At 64.9% G+C, this 22,032-nt stretch carries 20 protein-coding genes and 1 pseudogene; 10 read left to right on the forward strand and 11 right to left on the reverse strand.

Going from position 1 to position 22,032, the window contains the following annotated elements; genetic code table 11:
• Positions 1–326: 326 nt before the first annotated feature.
• From U0S50_RS15095 to U0S50_RS15110, 4 genes and pseudogenes are all read right to left on the reverse strand, one after another.
• A complete protein-coding gene (locus U0S50_RS15095) occupies positions 327–1,241 on the reverse strand; it encodes an Abi family protein (protein ID WP_067111988.1) in 915 nt (304 codons plus the stop codon).
• Positions 1,242–1,469: 228 nt separating this feature from the next.
• The gene (locus U0S50_RS15100; protein WP_067111991.1) at positions 1,470–2,396 is read right to left on the reverse strand and encodes a nucleotidyltransferase and HEPN domain-containing protein; all 927 of its coding nucleotides are present in this window, start codon (positions 2,394–2,396) and stop codon (positions 1,470–1,472) included.
• A gap of 65 nt (positions 2,397–2,461) precedes the next feature.
• Positions 2,462–2,587, reverse strand: a complete 126-nt coding sequence (locus U0S50_RS15105; RefSeq protein ID WP_255211504.1) for a hypothetical protein — start codon at positions 2,585–2,587, stop codon at positions 2,462–2,464.
• 28 nt (positions 2,588–2,615) lie between these two features.
• A pseudogene (locus U0S50_RS15110) lies at positions 2,616–2,855 on the reverse strand (ParB/RepB/Spo0J family partition protein); the annotation flags it as partial.
• Between U0S50_RS15110 and U0S50_RS15115 the strand changes: the two are divergent.
• From U0S50_RS15115 to U0S50_RS15160, 10 genes are all read left to right on the forward strand, one after another.
• Positions 2,854–4,068, forward strand: coding sequence for a TonB-dependent receptor (locus tag U0S50_RS15115; protein WP_255211502.1), 1,215 nt, complete (start codon positions 2,854–2,856; stop codon positions 4,066–4,068). The pseudogene U0S50_RS15110 and the gene U0S50_RS15115 sit on opposite strands and share 2 nt — an antisense overlap.
• Before the next feature lie 384 nt (positions 4,069–4,452).
• Positions 4,453–4,773: an energy transducer TonB family protein gene (locus U0S50_RS15120; RefSeq protein WP_082797190.1), complete on the forward strand. Its 321-nt coding sequence runs from the start codon at positions 4,453–4,455 to the stop codon at positions 4,771–4,773.
• A gap of 78 nt (positions 4,774–4,851) precedes the next feature.
• The gene (locus U0S50_RS15125) at positions 4,852–5,553 is read left to right on the forward strand and encodes a VIT1/CCC1 transporter family protein (protein WP_067111996.1); all 702 of its coding nucleotides are present in this window, start codon (positions 4,852–4,854) and stop codon (positions 5,551–5,553) included.
• 79 nt (positions 5,554–5,632) lie between these two features.
• Entirely contained in the window at positions 5,633–6,358 is a 726-nt protein-coding gene (locus U0S50_RS15130) for a cytochrome b/b6 domain-containing protein (RefSeq protein WP_067112008.1), read from the forward strand.
• 85 nt (positions 6,359–6,443) lie between these two features.
• Positions 6,444–7,121 carry a response regulator transcription factor gene (locus U0S50_RS15135; protein ID WP_067112000.1) on the forward strand — a complete coding sequence of 226 codons (678 nt, stop codon included), beginning with the start codon at positions 6,444–6,446 and terminating at the stop codon, positions 7,119–7,121.
• The gene (locus U0S50_RS15140; protein WP_067112003.1) at positions 7,118–8,134 is read left to right on the forward strand and encodes a sensor histidine kinase; all 1,017 of its coding nucleotides are present in this window, start codon (positions 7,118–7,120) and stop codon (positions 8,132–8,134) included. Before U0S50_RS15135 ends, U0S50_RS15140 begins: the two co-directional genes overlap by 4 nt.
• 58 nt (positions 8,135–8,192) lie before the next feature.
• Positions 8,193–9,305, forward strand: coding sequence for an efflux RND transporter periplasmic adaptor subunit (locus U0S50_RS15145; RefSeq protein ID WP_067112005.1), 1,113 nt, complete (start codon positions 8,193–8,195; stop codon positions 9,303–9,305).
• Between the two features lie 9 nt (positions 9,306–9,314).
• Positions 9,315–12,386, forward strand: a complete 3,072-nt coding sequence (locus U0S50_RS15150; protein WP_322309567.1) for an efflux RND transporter permease subunit — start codon at positions 9,315–9,317, stop codon at positions 12,384–12,386.
• On the forward strand, positions 12,379–12,678 hold the full coding sequence (locus tag U0S50_RS15155) for a DUF3240 family protein (protein ID WP_067113265.1): 300 nt from the start codon (positions 12,379–12,381) through the stop codon (positions 12,676–12,678). Before U0S50_RS15150 ends, U0S50_RS15155 begins: the two co-directional genes overlap by 8 nt.
• Positions 12,675–13,922, forward strand: a complete 1,248-nt coding sequence (locus U0S50_RS15160; RefSeq protein ID WP_067113263.1) for a TolC family protein — start codon at positions 12,675–12,677, stop codon at positions 13,920–13,922. Before U0S50_RS15155 ends, U0S50_RS15160 begins: the two co-directional genes overlap by 4 nt.
• A 7-nt stretch (positions 13,923–13,929) precedes the next feature.
• Here the strand turns inward: U0S50_RS15160 and U0S50_RS15165 are convergent, their stop codons facing one another.
• The 7 genes from U0S50_RS15165 to U0S50_RS15195 are packed head-to-tail and all read right to left on the reverse strand — an operon-like array spanning position 13,930 to position 21,963.
• Positions 13,930–14,790, reverse strand: a complete 861-nt coding sequence (locus tag U0S50_RS15165; protein ID WP_067113255.1) for a class I SAM-dependent methyltransferase — start codon at positions 14,788–14,790, stop codon at positions 13,930–13,932.
• Entirely contained in the window at positions 14,787–16,271 is a 1,485-nt protein-coding gene (locus U0S50_RS15170) for an efflux transporter outer membrane subunit (protein ID WP_067113254.1), read from the reverse strand. Before U0S50_RS15170 ends, U0S50_RS15165 begins: the two co-directional genes overlap by 4 nt.
• Positions 16,268–17,392 (reverse strand): ABC transporter permease, encoded by a 1,125-nt coding sequence (locus tag U0S50_RS15175; RefSeq protein ID WP_067113252.1) that lies wholly within the window; start codon positions 17,390–17,392, stop codon positions 16,268–16,270. The genes U0S50_RS15170 and U0S50_RS15175 overlap by 4 nt, the downstream gene beginning before the upstream one ends.
• A 6-nt stretch (positions 17,393–17,398) precedes the next feature.
• Positions 17,399–18,556, reverse strand: a complete 1,158-nt coding sequence (locus U0S50_RS15180) for an ABC transporter permease (RefSeq protein WP_322309568.1) — start codon at positions 18,554–18,556, stop codon at positions 17,399–17,401.
• Entirely contained in the window at positions 18,553–20,325 is a 1,773-nt protein-coding gene (locus tag U0S50_RS15185; RefSeq protein ID WP_067113542.1) for an ATP-binding cassette domain-containing protein, read from the reverse strand. The genes U0S50_RS15180 and U0S50_RS15185 overlap by 4 nt, the downstream gene beginning before the upstream one ends.
• A 1-nt stretch (position 20,326) precedes the next feature.
• Entirely contained in the window at positions 20,327–21,358 is a 1,032-nt protein-coding gene (gene hlyD, locus U0S50_RS15190) for a secretion protein HlyD (RefSeq protein ID WP_067113539.1), read from the reverse strand.
• A complete protein-coding gene (locus U0S50_RS15195; RefSeq protein ID WP_067113536.1) occupies positions 21,355–21,963 on the reverse strand; it encodes a TetR/AcrR family transcriptional regulator in 609 nt (202 codons plus the stop codon). Before U0S50_RS15195 ends, hlyD begins: the two co-directional genes overlap by 4 nt.
• Positions 21,964–22,032: the final 69 nt, after the last annotated feature.

Here is a 22,032-nt window from a genome sequence, read left to right on the forward strand (position 1 = left end):
GATATGGGTGTTCGGGCCCGATGAAGACGGCGGCGCCATGGCCTTCACGCCTGACGGCATCGAATGCCTCATCAACCTCATTGCCGAACAATCATAGCGGATCCGCGGCCTTCACCGGATGGCTACGCAATGAGCATGCGGAGATCCCGATCTGCCCTTCGTCGAATGGTCGCTTAGACGGTTGGGGAGATCGTCGCCGGAACGACCTGCATCGGGCGCAGAGTAGCTGTAGTCTGAGTGTCAGTCGAATGACCGCTTCCGGGCATTGGCACATCGCGGCAGGAATGGCCGACAACAGGCGCAAAGCCGACCAGTCGTCTTGCCCATCAAACTTGCCAAAGTGGCCGCTGCAGCCAGTTCGCGGGAAAACCCATCGATCGTATATCGCCCTCGGGATGGGTCGCGATGTGCGCCGCCACATCGGCAAGCCAGGTCGAGTCCGGCGCCACGGTATTGATGACGTGGCCGATCATGCAGATGCCGTTGTAAAGCTTCGCCGGTGCCTGAGTGGCATTCTGGTCGATGGTCGCCTGTAGGGATTTGGGCTTTTGCGCGAGCTTCGGAGGCGTAAGGAAGCCCCGGTTCCACAGCCGGCCGTGATGCGCGCAGATATTACGGATGTCGGTCACATGGCGGACCAAGGGCACGAGAACGGTCTCCGGAAGACCAAGGGGCGCGGCGATGCGCGTTCGAAGAGCGCGGTCTGCGAGGCTCGAATACCAGCGCGAAAGGTGACCGAAGGACATCATTTCTGCGACCATCCAGACCGGCGGCAATGCTGGCAGATCGTAGTTTTGCCGATAATGCTTGATATAGGTCTCGTTCGAACGCCCCACTTCGCCAGCCAGTTTCGAGAGGCGAAGGTGATAGTCGGTGCGGTCGCTATAAAGACTGGCGTCGAGATAGCTGTGTCCATCGCCAAGCCCAGCCAGATGATAAGCCCAGCTTCCGCGCAATGCCACTTCGACATGCTCGGTGCCGCGCATCAAGAGGCGCCGGAGTAGCCGATCGAAATCATAGAGGGCGGTGACGCGTTCGAATGTCGTGCCCGGAAGGAAGCGCGGCCCCACCTGTCCCTTCGGATGTTCGAAATAGAGCCAGTAGGCGCTCAGCCGGTAGTAGCTCACATGGCGGAGCCACGCCTCGGCCGCCGGCTCGTCGGCAACGATCATGCCATTTGCCCGGAGGTGAGCGATTTGCTGCGTGTAGGTGAGAGTCGGTTTGGAATAGGCGCGTGACATTGACCGTCGTCATGCGTCAATGGCGCCCAAAATAAAAGACCCGCCCAGTGTGCATATCCTTGCGGACAGAGGCCGGGCGGGTGCGATTGATGCCCACATAGGATAGACAAGCGAACAAATCAATAACAAGCGTTGCAGCGCAACACGAAATAGGACCCTTCCACCCCGGCGTCACGCGAACGAAGGAAGGAGCGTCCCCAAGGCCCTGCCAAGGGTAGCCACTCCACATCAGGCCGTCGGAATACGGGCCTCCAGTTCGGCGATGCGCTCGGAACAGATCGCATGCACCGCGCGGCCGAGCTCCTCGACATGCGCAGCGAGCCACAGCAGGTCCGCCTCGCTGATGCGATAATGTTTCGAGTAGCGGGCCTTCACATAAGCCTCCTTCAGCTTCTCGAAGCGCGCACGGTCAGCCTTTAACGTGCGGGGCCACGCATCCACGAGCCGCATGTCGATCCGCTCTGCTTGCGTCCGCAAAAAGCCGAGATTGTGAACGTGCGGTGTGTAGAAGGTGCAGACCAGCAAGACACAATGATACAGGCGCTCGACGGCTTGATGGGTGTCAAAGGCAGCATCCTTGAAGTGGCCTTGTTCGCGATAATATTTCGCTCCGCCGAAGCGCTTCATCGCTGCCGGAAACCACTCCTCAAAATATTCCTTCGCCATCGCCAACGCCTGCTCAGGCGTCTTCGGCTTCGGCGTGTGCAATTCCTTATCGTCAAATTCGTAGAGCGCGATCCCGTCGCGCGCGACGTCCATGAAGAAATAGCGCCCGTGCGCCAGCCCGTCGTTCACCTCCTGCAGGGTGTGAACGATGAAATTCACCGGTGTGTGCAGTGTCTTGTCGATCGCAAGTTCGCGGGTCAGGCGGTCCTCGAGTTTCGACCAGAAGTCGATCTTGTCGGTCAGGCGCTTGTCGTTGACGATGATCAGCAAATCGAAGTCCGAGCGATAGCCCTTCGCCGTGTGCGGCTCGTCGACCCAGCCGCCGCGGGCATAGCTGCCGTAGAGGATGATCTTGTCGATCCGGCCCTTTTTCTTCCAGCCCATCGTCGAAAGCGCGACGGCATCTTCGAATTCTTCGAAGATGATCGCCTTTACGCGCTCGAGCTCGCGCTGCTTGTTGGCCGGAAGATGATCGAGATCGGTACGCATCGTTCCTTCCTTCTGTGGTCACAAGCTCGCCCGATGGCAAGCATGGTCGGGTCCAGATCGAAACCTCATGGCGCTTCGCGGATGCGGAAATCCCACACGGGGATGCCGAACGCCCGCGCCTTGCCGACGATATTGTCCTGGATGCCGGTGCCCGAGAAGACGATGAGCCCGGCGGGCATGGCGTCGATCATGCGCTCGTTGCGCTTGAAGGGAGCCGCCTTTCTGCTTCACCAGCAGTTCGAGCGCGCGGAAGCGCCGGCCTCCGGCCGGAATTTCGAACTGCCCCGTTTCCTGCCCTTCGCCATCGAGCAGCGGCCGCACGTTGAGGCTCTGGAGCAATCCGCGGCGGGCGATGTCCGCCGCCAGCGTATCGAGCGATACGCCTGCCTTCACGCGCCGCACATTGGACTGCGACAGGCGCAAGCGGTCGAGAGGAATGTCGCGCGACGGTATGCCCATGAACACCGAGGTTCATAGCGCCGGCTATACGCTCAAGGGCGACATTATGCTGTCCAATCGCGACACGCTGCGTCTCGGGAGCGAATTCCACCACCAATGGCTCAATGACTACTGGCCGGCGGTCGCGGGCCACATGATGATGGGGCCGAATACCTATATCAATGTGAACGGTGCGAAGCGTGACCGGCTTGGCACCTTTGCCGAATGGGAGGCCAAGTGGACGCCGCAACTGACCACCTTGGTCGGCCTCCGCAACGATCAGGTCTGGATGAACACCGGCGAGGTCCAACCCTATTCCACCTCGATGATGAATATGGCTGACGCGATGGCGGCCACCGCGTTCAACGCCGCGGATCGCAAGCGGGATGACAGCAACTGGAGCGCCACGGCCCTTGTCCGCTATGCGCCGAGCGATCAGGCGACGCTCGAACTGGGCTATGCGCGCAAGAGCCGCTCACCCAACGTCTATGAACGCTACAGCTGGGGACGCGGTTCGATGTCGAGCCGGATGATCGGCTGGTTCGGTGATGGCAACGGCTATGTCGGCAATCCCGCCCTGAAGCCCGAAAGGGCCGATACGATAAGTGCCGCAGTCAGTCTGAAAGGCGCCGGCGCCAATGGCTGGACGCTCAGGATCGCGCCCTATTACACGCGCGTCCATGATTATATCGATGTCGTGAAACTGGCCGATTTCACCAATATGATGGGCACGCCGACGGGGTTCGTGCAGCTTCGGTTCGCCAACCGCGAAGCCGAGCTATATGGCGTCGATGTCTCGGGATCGCTTGCGCTATGGCAGTCGTCATCGGCTGGCACGGCGAAACTGACCGCAACGGCAAGCTGGCTGCGCGGGCGTAATCTGGACGACGGCGGGTCGCTCTATCATCAGATGCCGTTCAACGCGACGTTTGCGCTGGAGCATAGGCTCGGGGGCTGGGAGAGCGCGGTCGAACTGGCGGTCGTGGCGGACAAGAACCGGGTCGACGCCACGCGCAAAGAGCCCCGAACGGACGACTATGCGCTCGTCAATCTTCGGACCGGCTATTCTTGGGGTAAGTACCGGCTGGGCCTGGACGTTCAGAACCTGTTCGACAAGGGGTATGATCTGCCACTGGGCGGCATGTCGCTCGGCGATTACAAGGCGACCGGCGACTTGCGGCCGGTGCCTGGTCGAGGCCGCTCCTTCAACATCGGCCTTACTTCGAAATTCTGAGGCATGGCCGCTAGTCCGGCATATCGGCTGACCCAGGCGAGCGATACGAGGGCTTTCGGGTTCCTCGTGTCGCTTGTGCTACATGCGAGTGTTCTTGCGGTCTATAGCCTATGGAGTCACAGTCCGCGTCTTGTCCCCGAAAGGCGGGAGGAACTCCTCACGGTCACGGTCATGGCGCTGCCTTCGCTCGAAACCGAACAACCGCCTGTCCGCCGACCGAATGCCGCCCCCAGACCGGCAAATCAGCTGACGCCCCCCAATACAACTCCAGCGACACGCGCGGGGCAAGGGCCGCAGGCGTCGCCCGATCGGCCCGCCTCCGATCAGGCTGCCTTGACGCTACCTGTCGCACCGTCGCCTTTGCCTGCCCGCATGAACGTCGACATGCCGCTTCCCCAACCTGCTTCGCCGCAGACTGCGTCATCAACGCTCAGCGCCGCGCGTGCGGCCTATCTTCGACGGTTGTGGGAATGGATTGCCGCCCGACGCCCGGCGGGCCTCCATCTTGAAGGCGAGGCGCTGATTAATTTTTCCATCGGTCCTGATGGCGCCTTGCGCGGACTCTCGCTCGCGCAATCCAGCGGCAATACACAACTTGACCGGCTCGCCCTTCGCACGGTTCGCCTGGCGGCGCCCTTTCCGCGCCCGCCAGAAAGCCTCGATGCGGAAAAGCTCGATTTCGTCCTGCCTTTCCATTTCAATTAGCGCCGGAAACAGCATTGCGTCAGGAACTGGTCAGCAAATGCGGTCATGGTCTTGTGCCGACCCTTGGCTGGAGAACCCATGACCCGCTTGCACATCCATCCCGAACGACATGCGGTATCGCGTATCGGCTGGCTCCGCGCGGCCGTCCTTGGCGCCAATGACGGTATCGTTTCCACTGGAAGCCTGATCGTCGGTGTTGCTGCTTCGGGAACGGATCGATCAGGCATCCTCGTTGCCGGCATCGCGGCGCTTGTCGCCGGCGCCATGTCGATGGCCGCCGGCGAATATGTCTCGGTCAGTTCGCAGGCCGATACCGAGAAGGCGGACCTCGCCCGCGAAACGGCGGAACTAACCACGCAGCCCGGATTCGAACGGCAGGAACTGGCGGATATCTATATGGCGCGCGGCCTGGACCCCGATCTTGCGTTCAAGGTAGCCGACCAGCTCATGGCGGACGATGCGCTTGGGGCGCATGCCCGCGACGAACTGGGGATTTCCGACATATCCACGGCGCGGCCGTTGCAGGCGGCACTTACATCCGCCGCGACGTTCAGCGCCGGGGCGATCATGCCGCTGGCGGTGGTCACCGCCGCGCCGGGACAGCAACTGATACCGCTCGTCGTCGCCGTTTCGCTTCTGTGCCTCGTCTTGCTCGGGGCGCTTGGCGCGAAGGCGGGCGGCGCCCCGGTCATGCGGTCGATCGTCCGCGTCACGTTCTGGGGCGCTCTAGCGATGGCGTTGACGGCAGGCGTGGGCGGCCTGTTCGGAGCGGCTGTCTGACGTGATCGCTGCCCCGCGTTCGTCAGCGCGCCGTCAGCAATCGCTCTTATGGCAAAGGCCAAGGAGACAAATGATGTTCATGGCAAAAACGAGCCGCAGCGACAGTTTCAGGGTCTGGGATGCCCCGCTCAGGCTTTTCCACTGGCTGCTGGTCGCAGCCATCACGATTGCCTTTTTGTCCTCGGAAGGGGACAGCCCCATCGCGGACTGGCACATGGCCGCAGGGTGGACCGCCGCCATGCTGCTTGCCTTTCGCCTTGTCTGGGGGTTTATCGGCGGCGAACATGCGCGCTTCGCCAATTTCGTGCGGCCGTCCCGCCTCCTGTCGCACATCCGGGAACTCGCGGCGGGTCATCCACAACGGACGATTGGGCACAATCCGATGGGCGCGCTCGCCGTTCTGGCGTTGCTTATCGTAACCGGCGCGGTGCTGTGGACCGGCATCCAGGTCGACGCGGGGCAGACCGACGAGGATCTTCACGAGGCGATTGCCTATGGCCTGCTCGCACTCATCGGCGTTCATGTCGCAGCGGTGGTACTGATGTCCGTCTTCACCCGCGAAAATCTCGCGCGCGCCATGGTCACCGGCCGCAAGAGCGCCGCTCTGCACCCTGGTGCCCACGATGCCCGCCGACCGGCCGTCGTCGCGGTGCTGCTTGCCGCCATGGTGATGGGGATGACGGTGTTTGGCATCCTGCGCTACGATTCCGCAGCGTTCAGTGCGCAATCGCACGGTGAGGCGAAGCAAGGGCATGAAATCGAAGGTGGAACAGCCGTTCAAGGCGAGGATAATGACCGGGATTGAGACGGCCTCTTTCGATCCCGTCGCGGGACTGATCAGATCGCAGGACGGGAATTGAGGCGGGATCGTGCTAGGAAAGCCGACATAGATGCGCATTCTTGTCATAGAGGATAACGACCGGCTGGCGAAGCTGGTTGCGGACGGCCTTCAGCGCCGGGGCTTTTCGTGCGACATCGCCACCAGCCTGTCCGATGCGGACAGCGCACTGGGCGGCGCGGTCTATGACGCGATCGTGCTCGATCTCGGCTTGCCGGACGGCGATGGCGTCACTTGGCTGGCGAACCGCCGCCAGTATCGGCAAATGCCGCCCGCGATTATCCAGACCGCGCGTGGCGCGCTGGAGGACCGGGTCACGGGGCTTGACGCCGGCGCCGACGATTATGTCGTCAAGCCCGTCGAGATCGACGAACTGGCCGCGCGCATTCGCGCGTTGCTCCGCCGCCCCGGCCCGCGCGTGCAACCTGTGCTGGAAGCAGGCTGCCTGCGGTTCGACACGGCGGCGCGCACGGCGCACCGCGGAGACTGCGCCATAGATCTGTCCCGCAGGGAGGCCGACCTCTTGGAACTGCTGCTGCGGCGGGCGGGCACGGTCGTCCGCCGCGAGACGATCGAGGACGCGCTCTACAATTTCAACGAGCCGGTGACGCCCAATGCCGTGGAAGCGGCGGTCTCCCGCTTGCGCCGGAAGTTGGACGAGGCTGGCGCCACCGGCGCGCTCCACACCATTCGCGGAGTCGGCTATATGCTGAAGGATGTCGCGGCGTGACCTATCGGCGCTCCGTGTCGCGCAAACTTGCGCGAGGGCTTGCTCTCGTCGGCCTTGTCGGCACCATCTTGTTGCTTGCAGCGGTCGTCTTTTTCTACAGTTTGACATTCGACGATCTGACGGCGCAGGATGCGCTGATCAATGCCGTGCGCGAGATGCTGGAGCATGTCGCGCTTCCACTGGTCGTGCTGATGGTGCCCGTCGCCTTCGTCGTGCGGCGCGTGATCCGACAGGCTTTTGACTCCCTTGAGGAAGCCGCAACCGCGATCGAAGCAGCGCGTGGGCACGAACGCGGCTTTCGCATAGACACGTCCCATCTGCCAGCCGAAGCGCTGCCGTTCACGGATGCCGTCAATGATCTGCTCGGCCGCCTCGACGACGCTGCCATGCGCCAGGAAGCCTTTGCCGCCGATGTCGCCCATGAACTGCGCACGCCGCTCGCAGTGCTGTCGCTCGAATTCGACCGGCTCGATCATGACGACGCCGCGCGCCTCAAGCATGACGTTGCCGCGATGCGCCGCCTGGTCGACCAGCTCATGCTGCTCGCCCAGGTCGATGCCGCCGCCGCCGCGCAATTCCCGCTGGAATCCGTGTCCCTTGTCGAGATCGCGCGCGATGTCGTCAGCTTCCTGGCCCCGGACATCATCGCGGAAGGGAAAGCCATCACGCTCGATGCAGGCACCGCGCATCCAGTGGCGCGGGGCCGGCGCGAAGCGATCGCCGCCGCCTTGCGGAATCTCATCGAGAATGCTGTCCGTGTGACGCCACCGGGGGGCACGGTGAATATACGGGTTGGCCCGGATCCGGTGATCGCGGTGGGCGATGGCGGCGAGGGCCTCTCACCCGATCGGCTTCGCGAGCTCGTGCGTCGGCACAGCCGGGCGGACCATGCCAGCACCAGCGGCGCCGGGCTTGGCCTGGCGATCGTCGACCGGATCATGGCGGCGCACGGCGCACGGCTGACCACAGATCCTGCCGCGCGGGAATTGTCTCTGCATTTCCCCGACACCTGAAGCGCCAAGCATTGCGACCCGTCAGGGTTTCGTCAGTTTCGCGCTCTAGGCGAAGCCTATGTCGAAGCGGAACTATGTCCTTGCCGGCCTTGCCGTCATCGCGCTGGCGCTGGGGATCTGGTGGCTTGCCGGGTCCGGCACGGTGCCTGAACCCACCCCTTCATCTTCCGAAGCCGGGCAAGCGGCGCCGGGCGTTCTGCCCGTTGATCGCAAGCAGGCCGCTCAGCTTGGTATCCGCCTGGCGCCCGCCGTCACCGCGAGCGAAGCCCCCATCGCCGTCATTCCGGCGGTGATTCAGCCGCCCGCCAATGCGCGCGTGGCCGTGGCCGCGACCTTTCCCGGCGTGGTCATGCGGACGCTGGTGGTTGAAGGCGATACCGTCCGGCAGGGCCAGCCGCTTGCGGTTATTTCCAGCCGCGACGTGCTGACGATGGGGGCTGACCTGACGCGTGCCAATGCGCGGGCGAGCGTTGCGCGGTCGAACGCGGCCCGGCTCTCGCAGCTTGCCCGCGAAGGTATCATCGCGGGCGCGCGGGCCGATGAAGCCAATGCGCTGGCGGCCGAAGCGGGCGCGGATGTTGGCGAAAAGGCGCGCATCCTTAAAATGGTCAATGGCTCGGGCACAAGGGGCACCTATACGCTGACCGCGCCGATCGCCGGGCGCATCACCACCGCCGGCATCCAGGCGGGCTCTCCGGTGGACGGAACTACCGCGCCTTATGTGATCGACGCCGCCAATCGCTATGAGGCTGTCGGCCAGTTGCCCGAGCGGCTAGTCGGTACGGTACGGCCGGGCATGAGCATATTGATCGAACCCGGCATCGCCGGGCGCGTCACCGCCGTCGGCTCGACGGTAGACCCCGCCACCCGTTCCGCCATGCTCAAGGCCGAGATTCCCGCCGGGCCGGGCATCATCGCTGGGCGCGCGACGAGCCTGTCGCTGTCCGGGCCGGCTCCGGCCGGCGCCGTCAGCGTGCCCAGCGAGGCGATCGCCATGATCGGGGACAAGGCTATCGTCTTCGTTTCCACTGGTGACGGATACGCGGTCCGCGACGTGAAGATGGGCGGTTCCGCTGGGGGACAGACCGTGCTGCTTTCGGGCGTCAGGCCGGGCGAGCAGGTGGTCATTTCCGGCACGAGCGCGCTCAAGGCGCTCGCTTTGTCGCGATAGGTCCGGGCCATGTTGCGTTCGCTGGTCGCCGCCTCGCTCTCCTGGCGTCTGCTCGTCATCGCGCTGGCGCTGGCCGTTGCCGGGCTGGGCACCTGGGCCTTCATGACGCTGCCCGTCGATGCTTATCCGAACATCGCCCAGACGCAGGTGAAGGTCATACTGAAGGCTCCGGGCATGACACCCGAGGAGGTGGAAAGCCGCGTCATCACACCGATCGAGATGGAAATGCTCGGCATTCCCGATCAGGCAATCCTGCGCTCCACCGCCAAATACGCCATCGCCGACATCACCATCGATTTTGTCGACGGCACCGACATCTATTGGGCGCGCCAGCAGGTGGCGGAGCGGCTGTCGAATGTGATGCCCGATCTGCCCGCGTCGATCAGCGGCGGCCTTGCGCCGATCTCCACACCGCTTTCGGACATCTACATGTTCACGATCGAGGGGCCGCTCTCGCTGCAGGAGAAGCGCGAACTGCTCGACTGGACCATCCGTCCGGCGCTGCGCACCGTTCCCGGCGTCGCTGACGTGAACGCGCTGGGCGGCTTTGTCCGGACCTTCGAGGTCAGGCCCGATCCCGTTGCGCTTGCGGCGGCAGGGCTCTCCATCGCCGATATCCAGGCGGCGATCGAAAGCGGCAATCGCAACGATGGCGCCGGGCGCCTGAAAAGCGGCGAGGAAGCCCTGATCGTGCGTGCGGTGGGGGCGATCCGGTCGGTCGAGGATCTTCAGCAACTGGTCATTGTCAGCCGCGGCGACCGCATCGTTCGGCTCGGCGAGCTGGCGACGGTCGGCATTGGCAGCCTCACACGTTATGGCGCGGTCAGCAAGAATGGCCAGGCGGAGGCTGTTCAAGGACTGGTGATCGCCTTGCGCGGCGCCGATGCGCGGCAGGTGGTCGATGGTGTCCGCGCCCGCCTCGCGGAAATCGAAAGCACATTGCCCGCCGGCACCCATGTCGATGTTTTCTACGATCGGTCCGATCTGATCGCGCGCGCCGTCGGCACGGTCGAGAAAGCTCTGCTCGAAGCCGCCGTGCTTGTCGTCGTGCTGCTCATCCTGTTCCTGGGTGACTGGCGGGCGGCGGCGATTGTCGCTGCTACCCTCCCGATGGCGGCGCTCATCACCTTCCTCTTCATGCAGGGTATGGGCCTGTCCGCCAATCTCATGAGCCTTGGGGGCCTGGCTATCGCCATCGGCCTGCTGGTCGACGGGTCGATCGTGGTGGTGGAAAATATCGTCGAACGGCTCGGCCGGGCGCACGAGGAGGGAACCCCGCGCCTCAACCTCGTCTATCAGGCGGCAAGCGAAGTCATCGTGCCGGTCTCGGCCGGGATCGCCATCATTGCGCTGGTCTTCCTGCCGCTGCTGTCATTGCAGGGGCTTGAAGGCAAATTGTTCGCGCCGGTTGCGCTTACCATCGTCTTCGCGCTCGCCGGTTCGCTGCTGCTCGCGCTCACCCTGGTCCCCGTGCTTGCATCCTTCGGTCTCAAAAGCGGCCATCATGGCGAGCCGTGGCTGATGCGCCAGCTCGGCCCTCGCTATTGGGGGCTTCTCGACGGCGCCTTCGCGCGCAAGCGGGTGGTCTACGGGCTGTCGGCGGCGGGGCTTGTCATCGCCGGCATCGCTTATGGCGCGGTCGGCAAGACCTTCATGCCGACGATGGATGAAGGGTCGATCATCGTCCAGCTCACCAAGCTGCCCTCCATCGATCTCGACCAGTCGGTCAAGGGCGACATGGCCGCGCAGCGCGCGCTGATGCGCGTTCCGGAAGTGCAGGACGTGATCGCGCGCGTCGGATCGGACGAAATCGGCCTCGATCCGATGAGCCCCAATGAAACCGACAGCTTCGTTCGTCTGAAGCCGCGCTCCGAATGGCGCGGCGACAAGGATCTCATCGTCGAGGACATGCGCAAGGCGATGGCGGGCCTGCCCGGCATCGAGCCGAGCTTCACTCAGCCGATCGAGATGCGCGTTTCCGAAATGCTGACCGGCGCGCGCGGCGATCTTGCCGTCAAGATCTTCGGGCCGGATCTGGCGATGCTCGGCGAACTGGCGGATCAGGTGCAGCAGATATTGTCGAACGTCGATGGCGCCTCCGAAGTGCTGACCGTCGCCAATGACCGCGTCGATTATCTCCAGCTCGACATCGACCGCGCCGCCGCCGGGCGCTTCGGGATGCCGGTCGACCGCATACAGGATGCGCTGCGCGCGCAGGTCGAAGGCGCCCATGTCGGTATCGTCGCCGATGGCCAGAAGCGCGTGCCGATCGTCATCCGCGGCGACGAGGCGCTGCGCACCGATCCCGCCCGTTTTGCCGATCTGCAATTGCATACGCCGACCGGCATTATCGCGCGGGTCAGCGACATGGCGCGGATCGAGCGGACCGAGGGGCCGGTCAAGCTCGACCATGAGAACGGGTCGCGCTTCGCGCTGGTGCAGGCGTTCGTCTCCGGGCGCGATCTGGTCGGCTATGTCGACGAAGCGAAAGCCGAGGTCGGCGCGAAGGTCAAACTGCCCGCCGGCTACAGCATCGTCTGGGGTGGGCAGTTCGAGAACCAGCAGCGCGCCTCGGCCCGGCTGGCGGTCGTGATTCCGATTGCGCTGCTGCTGATCTTCTTCGTTCTGCTGGCAACGCTGCGCTCGATGCGCGCCTCCGTGCTCATCCTTGTCAACATTCCCTTCGCCATGGTGGGCGGGATCGTCTCGCTCTGGGCTAGCGGCGAATATCTGTCAGTCCCCGCCTCGGTGGGCTTTATCGCGCTGCTTGGCATCGCGGTGCTCAACGGGCTGGTCATGGTCACCTATTTCCGCCAGCTCCGGGCCGATGGGCGGAGCATGGCCGAAACGGTGCGCATCGGCGCCGAGCGCCGCCTGCGCCCCGTCCTGATGACCGCCAGCATCACGGCCTTCGGCCTTGTGCCGCTGCTGTTTGCGACCGGCCCCGGATCGGAGATTCAGCGCCCCCTCGCCATCGTCGTGATCGGCGGCCTCATCACCTCCACCCTGCTGACGCTCATCCTGCTGCCGATCCTGTTCGAGCGTTTCGGCGAAAGCGCGGGAGAAACCGACAATGGCTGACATCCTGCTGACCTTCCATTGCGCCTCGCATGACGCCGATAGCGTGACCGACGCACTCCGCGCCGCCTGCAACGCGCCGATCCATATCGCCGAGCAGGCCGTGCGCGGCTGGGACTTCGGCGACGCCAGCACGGCGGAACGGGTGTCGGGTCTGCTACGCCGCAGCGCGCTGGAACTGATTGTCGATGAGGACGTCCTGGGGACACTGGTTGACGCGGTCACGCAATCGAAGCGGTCGCTGCCAGTGCGCTGGCACGTAGTCCCGGTGTCAGCCCAGGGGAGGATCGCATGAGATCGCCGCTTTTCCTAGGGGCGCTTGTCGCGTTGCTCACGCCCGCCGCGGTTCTGGCCCAGCGCGCCGATTTGCCGCCGAGCGAAAAGGTTGCCGAAGCGCTGGACAATCATCCGGCCGTAGCGGCCGCGCGGGCACGGGTGGACGCAGCCCGTGCCGACCGCGACATGCTGGCGAAGGGAACCCATGAAATTGCCGTTACCGGCAGCTATGTTCGCCGCAGCGTGGACAGGGAAGGCGGCTACGACGAGTTCGACGCCACGATCGCCCGTCCGTTCCGTCTGCCGGGCAAGGCGGCGCTCGATCGCGAGGCCGGCGCTCTGGGCATAGAGGTCGCGGAAAACCGGATGGAGGATGCCCGGCATCAGACGGCTTTGCTGCTCTCCGGCTATTGGAACGATTGGCTGGTTGCCGGTGCGCTGTATCGCAACGACCTCGATACGGTGCGCTGGCTGGAAAAGGAGCTGTCCGCGCTGCGCCGGCGCGTGGCGTTGCGCGATGCGGCGGCGATCGATGTCGATCAGGCCATGGCGGCGCTGGCCCAGGCCCAGGCCCAGGCCGCGAACTCGCTCGCGGCGCGCGAACAGGCGCGTGTGGCGCTTGCCGCGAATTTTCCAGAGATACCGCTTCCCACCGAGCCGCCGGAAACCTCCGTTGCGATGGTGCCGCCGCAGAGGCTTGCGGCGATGCGGGATCTGGTGATCGAACGCAGCCATGAAATCCGCGCCGCCGAGCGTGAGGCACAGCGGCTGGCGGTCGTCGCGCGGCGTGTTCGCGCGGACCGGATTGCCGATCCGTCCTTCGGCGTCCGGCTGTTCAGTGAGCGGAGCGGCATGGAGCAGGGCGCGGGGGTCGTCATGTCGATGCCGCTGGGCGGCGGCCACAGGCGCGCGGCGGCGGACCGGGCTTTTGCGGAAGGCAATGCCGCGCAGCTTGAGCATATGTCCGTCCAGCGGACCGTGAGGGCCATCGCGGACGCCGATCTGTCCAGCGCCACCTTGCGGCTGGAGGCGTGGAAAAACACGGATCTGTCAGCGCAAAGCGCCGCCAACGCGCTGGTCCGAACCGAACGTGGCTACCAGCTCGGCCAGATCGACCTTGGCGACCTGCTCTATGCCCGCCGTCAGGCGGGAGAAGCGCGCCGGTCGGAGATCATGGCGCGATCGGAAGCGGCCCGCGCCCTGCTCAAGCTGGAGATCGACTCACATAGCCTGTGGGTGGTTCACGATGAGGATGGCGGTTGACGCCAGGTCACGCGCGGGCGCTCACCAGCCAGGCTTTCGCGCCCATGCGAACACCTTCATCATCGCAATTGCGCTCGAACAGTTGGACGAGGCTGCGGTGAACGGCCACGCGCGTGTCGTTCCCGCTCGCCCGGACGAGATCGCCGACCTGCATGCCGTCGAGCACGAAGCGGGTGGCGCTCTCGGGATCGCTGCCGGGTCCGCCGACGCGCTGATCCCCGGTCCAGGCGTCGAACGATATGTTGGAGAAACCGGCGCTTCGCAGAAGATCGGTCACATAGTCCTGCTCACCCAGCGCGAACGGACCAGGCTCGCGCGGCTGCGGCGTGGGCAGGTCGATATGCCGACGGATTGCGGCCATGACATTGCGCTGCCACGGATTGTCGGCGATCGGCGCCCACACCGCGATGTCGAGCCTTCCACTAGCACGCAGCATTCGGCGCAGATTGGCGAAGGCGGCATAGGGATCGGGAAAGAACATCGTGCCGAAGCGGGAATGCAGCCGGTCGAAGGGGGCTTCTTCAGGCATGGCCGTCGCGGCGTCGCCTTGTTCGAAGCGGATGTTGGCAAGACCGGCGCGCTGCGCCCGATCCGTTGCCGCCGCCACCAGTTCGGGCGATATGTCGAGGCCGAGCGCCAATCCCGTGTTGCCCGTCCTTTCGGCGATCCGCCTCGTCGTCCAGCCGCCGCCGCAGCCGATATCGACCACCTTCTCCCCGGCAACATAGGCTGCTCGCGCGAGCAGCGCTTCGCCGATCGGTTCGATCATGCTCTCGAAACGATCGAGCTGGGCAAGCCAGCGTGTGCCCGCTTCACCCGCCCAGTCGTGCGCGGCAGGTTCCTTGCTGTTCCCGTCAGCGTCATTCATTGCCCTTCTCCCACTGTGGCACCAATTGAAACGTGTTTGGAAGTCGGCGCATCGGGCAAGTCCCAGCCCCCACCGATCGCCTTGTACAACGCCACCAGTTGCACCGCCGTTGTGGCATGCGCGCGGGCGCAGGCGGTTTCAGCTTCGTGCAGGAGGCGCTCGGCCGCAAGCAGTTCAATCCGCGCGATATCGCCGGCGGCAAAACGAGCCTCGGCGTGGCTGAAACTCCGGCGTGAAGCCTCGAGCGCCGTTTGACGACGCGCGAGCGCATCGCGTCCGGCGTCATAGTCGCTCAAGGCGCGCTCCGCGTCGCCCAATGCGGCCAGGACGGCCTGTTCATAGCCCAGCGCGGCCTGCCGCTGAACGGCCTCCCGCGCGCGTATCTCCGCACGTACGCGGCCGCCGTCGAACAAGCGCCAGGAAATGAGCGGCAGGATCGAGTAGCGGGTGCTGGAGGCGTCGAACCAGTCGCCCGTGCTAAGCGCCTGAAATCCGCCGCCCGCTGCGATAGAGAGCCTGGGAAACAGTTCGGCGGTCGCCACGCCGATCTCGGCGGTGCTGGAGGCGAGGCGCCGTTCGGCAGCCAGAACATCGGGGCGACGCCGCAATATATCGGCACGTTCCCCCACGGGCAGCGCCGGCAGTATGAGAGACGACGCGGTGGCATCGAGCAGCTTGAGTTCACGTTCCGGCGGTGAGCCGAGCAGGACACCAAGGCCGAGCACCGCCCCGCGCTGCCGTGCCTCTATGCCCGGCAGCAGGGCGTTGGCGGCGGCCCAGCGTTCATGGGCTGCGTCCACGTCGGCACCGGCAACATCGCCGAGCGCAGCGCGTCCGCGCATGAGTTCCAGCGTTTGGTGCAGCGTCGCCACCGTCGCCCGCTGCGCGCGTAATTCTTCTCTGGCGCCGGTCGCCTCGAACCATGCGCGTGCGACTTCGGCCGCGATCCGCATACGCACGCCCTGCGCCTCCGCTTCGGTCGCCTGCAAGCGGGCGTTCGCGCCTTCCAGCGCCCGCCGGTTGGCGCCGAACAGGTCGAGTTCCCAGGCCGCGTCGAAGCCGGCTTCGTAGATCGTCTGAGACGCATCGAGGCTGGGAATGGACCCAACGGGCAGCGGGCCGTTCTCGCTTTGCCGACGCTGGTTCACACTGGCGCCAGCAGAAACCGTGGGCAGTTGCCGGCCAGCGGCGCGGTCTCGCAGCGCGCGCGCCTCGTCGATCCGCGCGGCAGCTTGACGGATATCCAGATTTTGCGCCAGTGCGGTATCGACCAGCCTCTCCAGTTCGGGATCGCCCAGGGCCCTCCACCAGCGGGTAAGGCCGGTTGGCGCGGAGTCTGCCGCGACCGGCCGGGTCCAGCCGCTGCCGGTATCAACGGACGGTGGCGCGCGATAGTCGGGGCCGACGACACAGGCCGTCAACGAGGTGCAGCCGACTATCACCGCCGCAAGGTGCGGCCACCGATGGGGGATGCGTATCATTGCAGGCGTCCTCGAACGAAGATGGTGGCCATGGTGAGCGACACCAGGGCGATCAGCGCCAATGGCCAGAGGCTGGCAAATATGTCGCCGGGCGCCATGGCTTTCAGAAAGCTGCCTTCGACGATGATCAGGAAATGGGTGAGCGGAATCGCCTGCGCCAGCCATTGCAGCAGCATGGGCATGTTCTCGACCGGCGTGGCAAAGCCCGACATCAGGACGGATGGCACGCCGATCGCGAAGGCGCCAAGGATGGCTTGCTGCTGGGTCGCGCTGATCGCCGAAATCATCAGGCCGATGCCCACCACCGACAGGATGAACAGGACCAGGCTGACAAACAGCAGCGCGAACGACCCGTTGAACGGAATCCGGAACGGTCCCGCAGCAGCCGCCATCATCAGAAGTCCGAGCATGGTGCCGATAACTAGCGCCGGCAAGGATTTGGACAGGATGATTTCCAGCGTGGAGGTTGGCGACACCAGCAACTGGTCGAAGGTTCCCAGTTCGCGTTCACGGGCGATCGACAGCGAGGTTATGAGCAGCGCGCTGAAGAACGCCAGGATGCCCGAGAGGCCGGGCACGATGAACCAGCGATAGGTCAGATTGGGATTGAACCAGTTGCGCACCGCCACCGGCGTCGCAGGACCTGTGCCGGGGTTGGCCTCCGCGCCGACTTCGGCGGCGATGGCGGAGAGATAACTGGCGGTGATCTGTCCTGAATTGCTGCGCCGGCCGTCGATCAGCATCTGAACGCGACCGCTGTCTCCGGCAGCGATTGCGCGCGAAAAGTCCGGTTGGATATCGATCGCCGCGATCACCTTGCCCTGGTCGATCAGGCGTCCCAGTTCCTGACTGTCGGTCACGCGATAGACTTGGGTAATGAAGTCGGCCCGATCGAGCCGCGTGATCAGTTCATGCGACCAGCGGCCCGCATCCTGATTGTGCACGGCAATATCGACATTGCGCACTTCGAGCGTTGCGGCGAAGGCGAACACCAGCAGTTGCAGCAGCGGCGGCATGAACACCACCATGCGGCTGCGCGGATCGCGCAGGATGCTCAGCACTTCCTTGACGAACTGGGCTCGCAGCCGGGTGAAACTGAAATAGCTATCGGGTCGCGCCATCGCCGCTCACTCCAGGTTCTTGCGCGTGGCGCGCTTTGCCAGAAGGAAAAACAGGATGCCGATTGCGCCCATCGCCAACAGGTTCGGCACGAAGACGGCCCAGATGTCTCCGGTCAGAAAGACGGTTTTCAGCGAAGACACGAAATAACGCGCCGGTATCGCCCAGGTGATGGCCCGGATCGGCGCGGGCATCGCGTCGATCTCATAGAGAAAGCCCGACAGCATGAAGGCCGGCAGAAAGCCGGAGAACAAGGCGATCTGCGCGGCCAGGAACTGGTTGCGGGTGACAGACGAAATCAGCAGTCCCTGACCCAGCGCCGGCACCATGAAGGTGGCCGAAAGCAGCAGGAGCGCCGCCAGCGATCCGCGCAGCGGCACGCCGAACACGAAGACCGCCAGCGCGGTCGCACCGAGCGTGGCCAGCATGCCGAGCGCAAAATAGGGCAGGAGCTTGCCGATCAGGATTTCCGCGACCGATGCGGGGGTGGAGAGCACCGCTTCCATCGTGCCGCGTTCCCATTCGCGCGCCACCACCAGCGCGGTCAGCATGGTGCCGATGATGGTCATGACAATGGCGATGGCGCCGGGCACCAGCGCGCGGCGGCTTTCCAGTTCGGCGTTGAACCAGTAGCGCGGCTCCATCGTGACGACCGAGCGTGGCGTCTCGCCATCAAGCCCGCCCCGCCAGGTCTGCACCACGCCCTGCGCATAGTTGGTGACATAGTTGGCGGTATTGGGCTGCGAACCGTCGGCGATGATCTGCACCAGAGGTCGCGTGCCGCGATCAGCCAGGCGCTGCTCGAAATCCTGCGGGATCACCACCAATCCGCGCAAGTCGCCCGAGACAACCCGGTCGGCGACCTCGCGCCGGTCATGGGCGAAGGTGACGTCCAGATAACGGGTGCCGGCGAAGGCGGCGGCCAGCGATTGCGCCGAAGCAGACTGCGATTCCTGCACGACACCGATGCGCACCGCGCGCACGTCGAGCGACACCGCATAGGAAAACAGCAGCAGCAACACGACCGGAAGGGCGAAGGCGATCAGCAGCGTGGACGGATCGCGCATCGCCTGCAGGCTTTCCTTGAACACCAGCGCCCAAAGGCGCTTCGGATCGAAGCGGCGCATGGCTTGAAGGTCCGTTCGCAATCCGCCCGCGCCGTTCATGCGGCAACTCCGCTGCGGGCTTCGTCAGCGCGGTCCTCGGCTTCGACCAGATGAATGAAGGCGTCTTCCATGGTCGGGTCCGGCCGGAGATCGCTGACCGCGCCGCGTTTGAGGGCGTCCGGCGTGTCGAGCGCGATCAGCCGGGCGCGATAGAGCATCGCCACCCGATCACAATATTCCGCCTCGTCCATGAAGTGGGTGGTGACCATCACCGTCACCCCCTTGCGGGCAAGGCCGTTGATATGGGTCCAGAATTCGCGGCGCGTGATGGGATCGACGCCCGAAGTCGGTTCATCCAGGAACAGCACGGGCGGGCGGTGCATCACCGCGCAGGCCAGCGCCAGACGTTGCCTGACCCCGAGCGGCAGGGACTCCGGCGCCGCCGACAGCCAGGGTTGCAGCCCGAAGATGTCGATCATCTCGTCGATCCGCGCCTGCCGCGCGGCGCCTTTCAGGCCATAGACGCCCGCGGAGAACTCCAGGTTCTGCCGCACGGACAGCAGGCCATAGAGCGAGAATTTCTGCGCCATATAGCCAAGCTGGCCTTTGGCAGCACCGGTCGCCCGGCGCAGGTCCAGCCCCACCACCTGCGCTTCGCCGCTGGTGGGTTTGAGCAGGCCGCACAGCATCTTGAAGGTAGTCGATTTGCCGGCGCCGTTCGGCCCGAGCAGACCGAATATCTCGCCCTTGCGGACCTCGAAGCTCACCATGTCGGTGGCGGTGAAATCGCCGAAACGCTTGGTCAGATCGCGGCAGGAGACGGCAACGTCTGAAGCCAGTTCGACCGGCGGCATCCCTTCGGCAAGCGCCGATGTGCCGCCCGGACCGCCGCCCAGAAGATCAATGAAGGCATCCTCGAAGCGGGCAGGCACCGCTTTCAGTTGCGCGCCGACCCGATCGGCGAGCGCGCTAATTTGCTCGGTTCCCGCATCGGCGCGCAGCACCACGCGGACGCCGGCGCCCTGGATCACCCCGTCGCCGACACTGTCCAGGCTGAGCACTTCGGCTAGCACGGCCCGCCGCCGCTCGCCGACCTGTTCCAGCCGAAAGCTCCGGCTTGTAAGGCGCGCGGTCAGCTCTCCGGGCGGTCCGTCATAAGCGAGCTGCCCTTCGTTGAGCAGCAGCACATTGTCGCAGCGTTCGGCTTCGTCGAGATAGGCAGTCGACCAGACCACGGCCATCCCTTCGTCGGTCAGCGCCTGCACCATGCGCCACAGGTCCTGACGGCTGACCGGATCGACGCCGACGCCCGGTTCGTCGAGCAGCAGGACGGCAGGCCGGGCCATCAACGCGCAGGCGAGGCCCAGCTTCTGCTTCATGCCGCCGGAGAGCTTGCCCGCCAGGCGTCCGGTAAAAGGGGCAAGGCGCGTGAAGTCGAGCAATTGGGCAAACAGGTCGGTGTGCCCATCGGCATCCATGCCGCGCAGCTGTGCATAGAGGCGCATATTCTCCATGACCGACAGGTCTTCGTAGAGCCCGAAGCGTTGCGGCATGTAGCCTGTCGCAACATGGATGGCGTCATTGTCGTCCGCCACATCGAAGCCCGCTACCGTGGCGTGGCCGCTGTTCGGCACCAGCAGTCCTGTCAGGATACGCATCAGGGTGGTCTTGCCCGCGCCGTCCGGCCCGACCAGCCCGGTCAGTCGGCCATAGCTTATCTGCGCGCTGAGATCCTGTAACGCAGGCGCACTGCCGAAATGCTTGCTCAACCTGTCGATGACGACCGCGACATCGCCATTTTGCTCCTGTGGCGCGGTGGCGGGCGGCACGTCAGCGGCCTTTGGCGCGCGCGCCGGTGGCTTGTCCGGCTTCGACCTCGATCGTTACCGGCATGCCCTGACGCAGCGCAGCATCGGCATTGGTGACCACGATCCGCAGGCGATAGACCAGATCCGTGCGCAGATCGGTGGTTTCTACCGTTTTTGGCGTGAACTCCGCCCGCGGTGATATGAACCCGATCTGGCCTTGATAGGTCTTGTCGGACGAGTCGCTGCGAACGCGCACCCGCATTCCGGGCGCGATGCGCCCCAGATCCGGTTCGCCGACATAGGCGCGGACATAAACCGGTGCATCAAGGCTGAGGCTATAGACCGGGCTTTGGCTGACAACCATGCTGCCGGGTTCGCGCACCCGTGCGATGATTGTGCCGGTGCCGGGTGCAAGCAGAACCGTGTCGGCAAGAGCGGTGGCGGCTTGAGCCCGTGCTGCCTGTGCGGCGGCGAGGCGGGCTTGCCCGGCCGCGATGTCTTCCTTGCGAAACCCTTCGGTGGCTTGCGAATGCGCGGCCCGGGCCGCTTTGACACTGGCGGCGGCCTGATCGCGCGCAGTGCGCGCGGCATCGACCGTCTTTTGACTGGCGGCTCCCGACGCGAGCAACTGGCTCTGCCGATCAAAATTACGCTCCGTGTCCCTGGCGACGGCCAGGGCCTGATTGAGGGCCTCCTGCGCCTGCGCAATCTCCTGCGGCCGCAGCCCGCGGCGCAGTTTGTCGAGGTCTGCCTGTGCGACCGCTACGGCGGCGTCGGCGGCCGCGAGCGCTTCCTCGAACGGCTGCGCGTCGAGAGTCGCCATATGTGCGCCCGGCTCGACATGATCGCCTTCATCGAACAGCATCTGCGCGACGCGGCCGGACTGGCGGAAGGCCAATTGCACCTCCCGAATATCGACATTGCCGTACAGATTGAGGGCGTCGCCGTCGCGGCTGCCCCGCTGCATCCACAGCCATCCAGCACCGATGATCGCGATGACGGCCGCAATGATCAGGATCCGCTTTGTCGTGCCGGACAGGCGGATGTTCTTCATGATGATGCTCCGACGCCGCGCAGATAGATGGCGAACACGCCGGGCGCATCGCTGCGGATGCGGGTCACATCGCCCGCCAGCATGGATTGCATGACCAGGCCCTGGACCGTGCCGATGAACAGGGTGGCCGCGGCTTCCGGATCGAGGTCCGCATGCAGTTCGCCCCGTGCCTTTCCGGCGTCGAGCAGGGTATGCAGCCGTTCGCCATAATGGCGGATCAGGGTCTGGGCCATGCGCTTGGGAAGCGTCTCGCCCGGTCGCTGCAACTCCCCGAACAGCATTCGCGGCACACCGGGGTGGTCAGACACGAAATCGATATGCGTCATGAAAACCGCCTCAAGCGCGGCAGCCGGAGAGGCGGCTTCTTCGATCGCCTTGTCCACGCGGGCGAGCAACCGCTCGGTCACCCAGGACATGACCGCCTGCAGGATGGCGTCCTTGGTCGGGAAGTGGCGGAAGAGAGCGCCCTGGGTCAGACCCATCCGCTGGGCGATGGCCGTCGTTGTGATGTCGCTCGGGTTCTGTTCCGCGGCCAGGTCGACCACCGCCTCCACGGTCGCCGCCCGTCGCTCGTCAGCGGGAAGATGTTTGGAACGCCCATTCATTGTTCGCGCCTTCAAAAGAAAGTAATTTATTACTTTCTATCTTTTTCGTATACCAACCGCAAGAGGGAA

Origin of the sequence: Sphingopyxis sp. (assembly GCF_034380315.1) — a bacterium.
Lineage (GTDB): Bacteria > Pseudomonadota > Alphaproteobacteria > Sphingomonadales > Sphingomonadaceae > Sphingopyxis.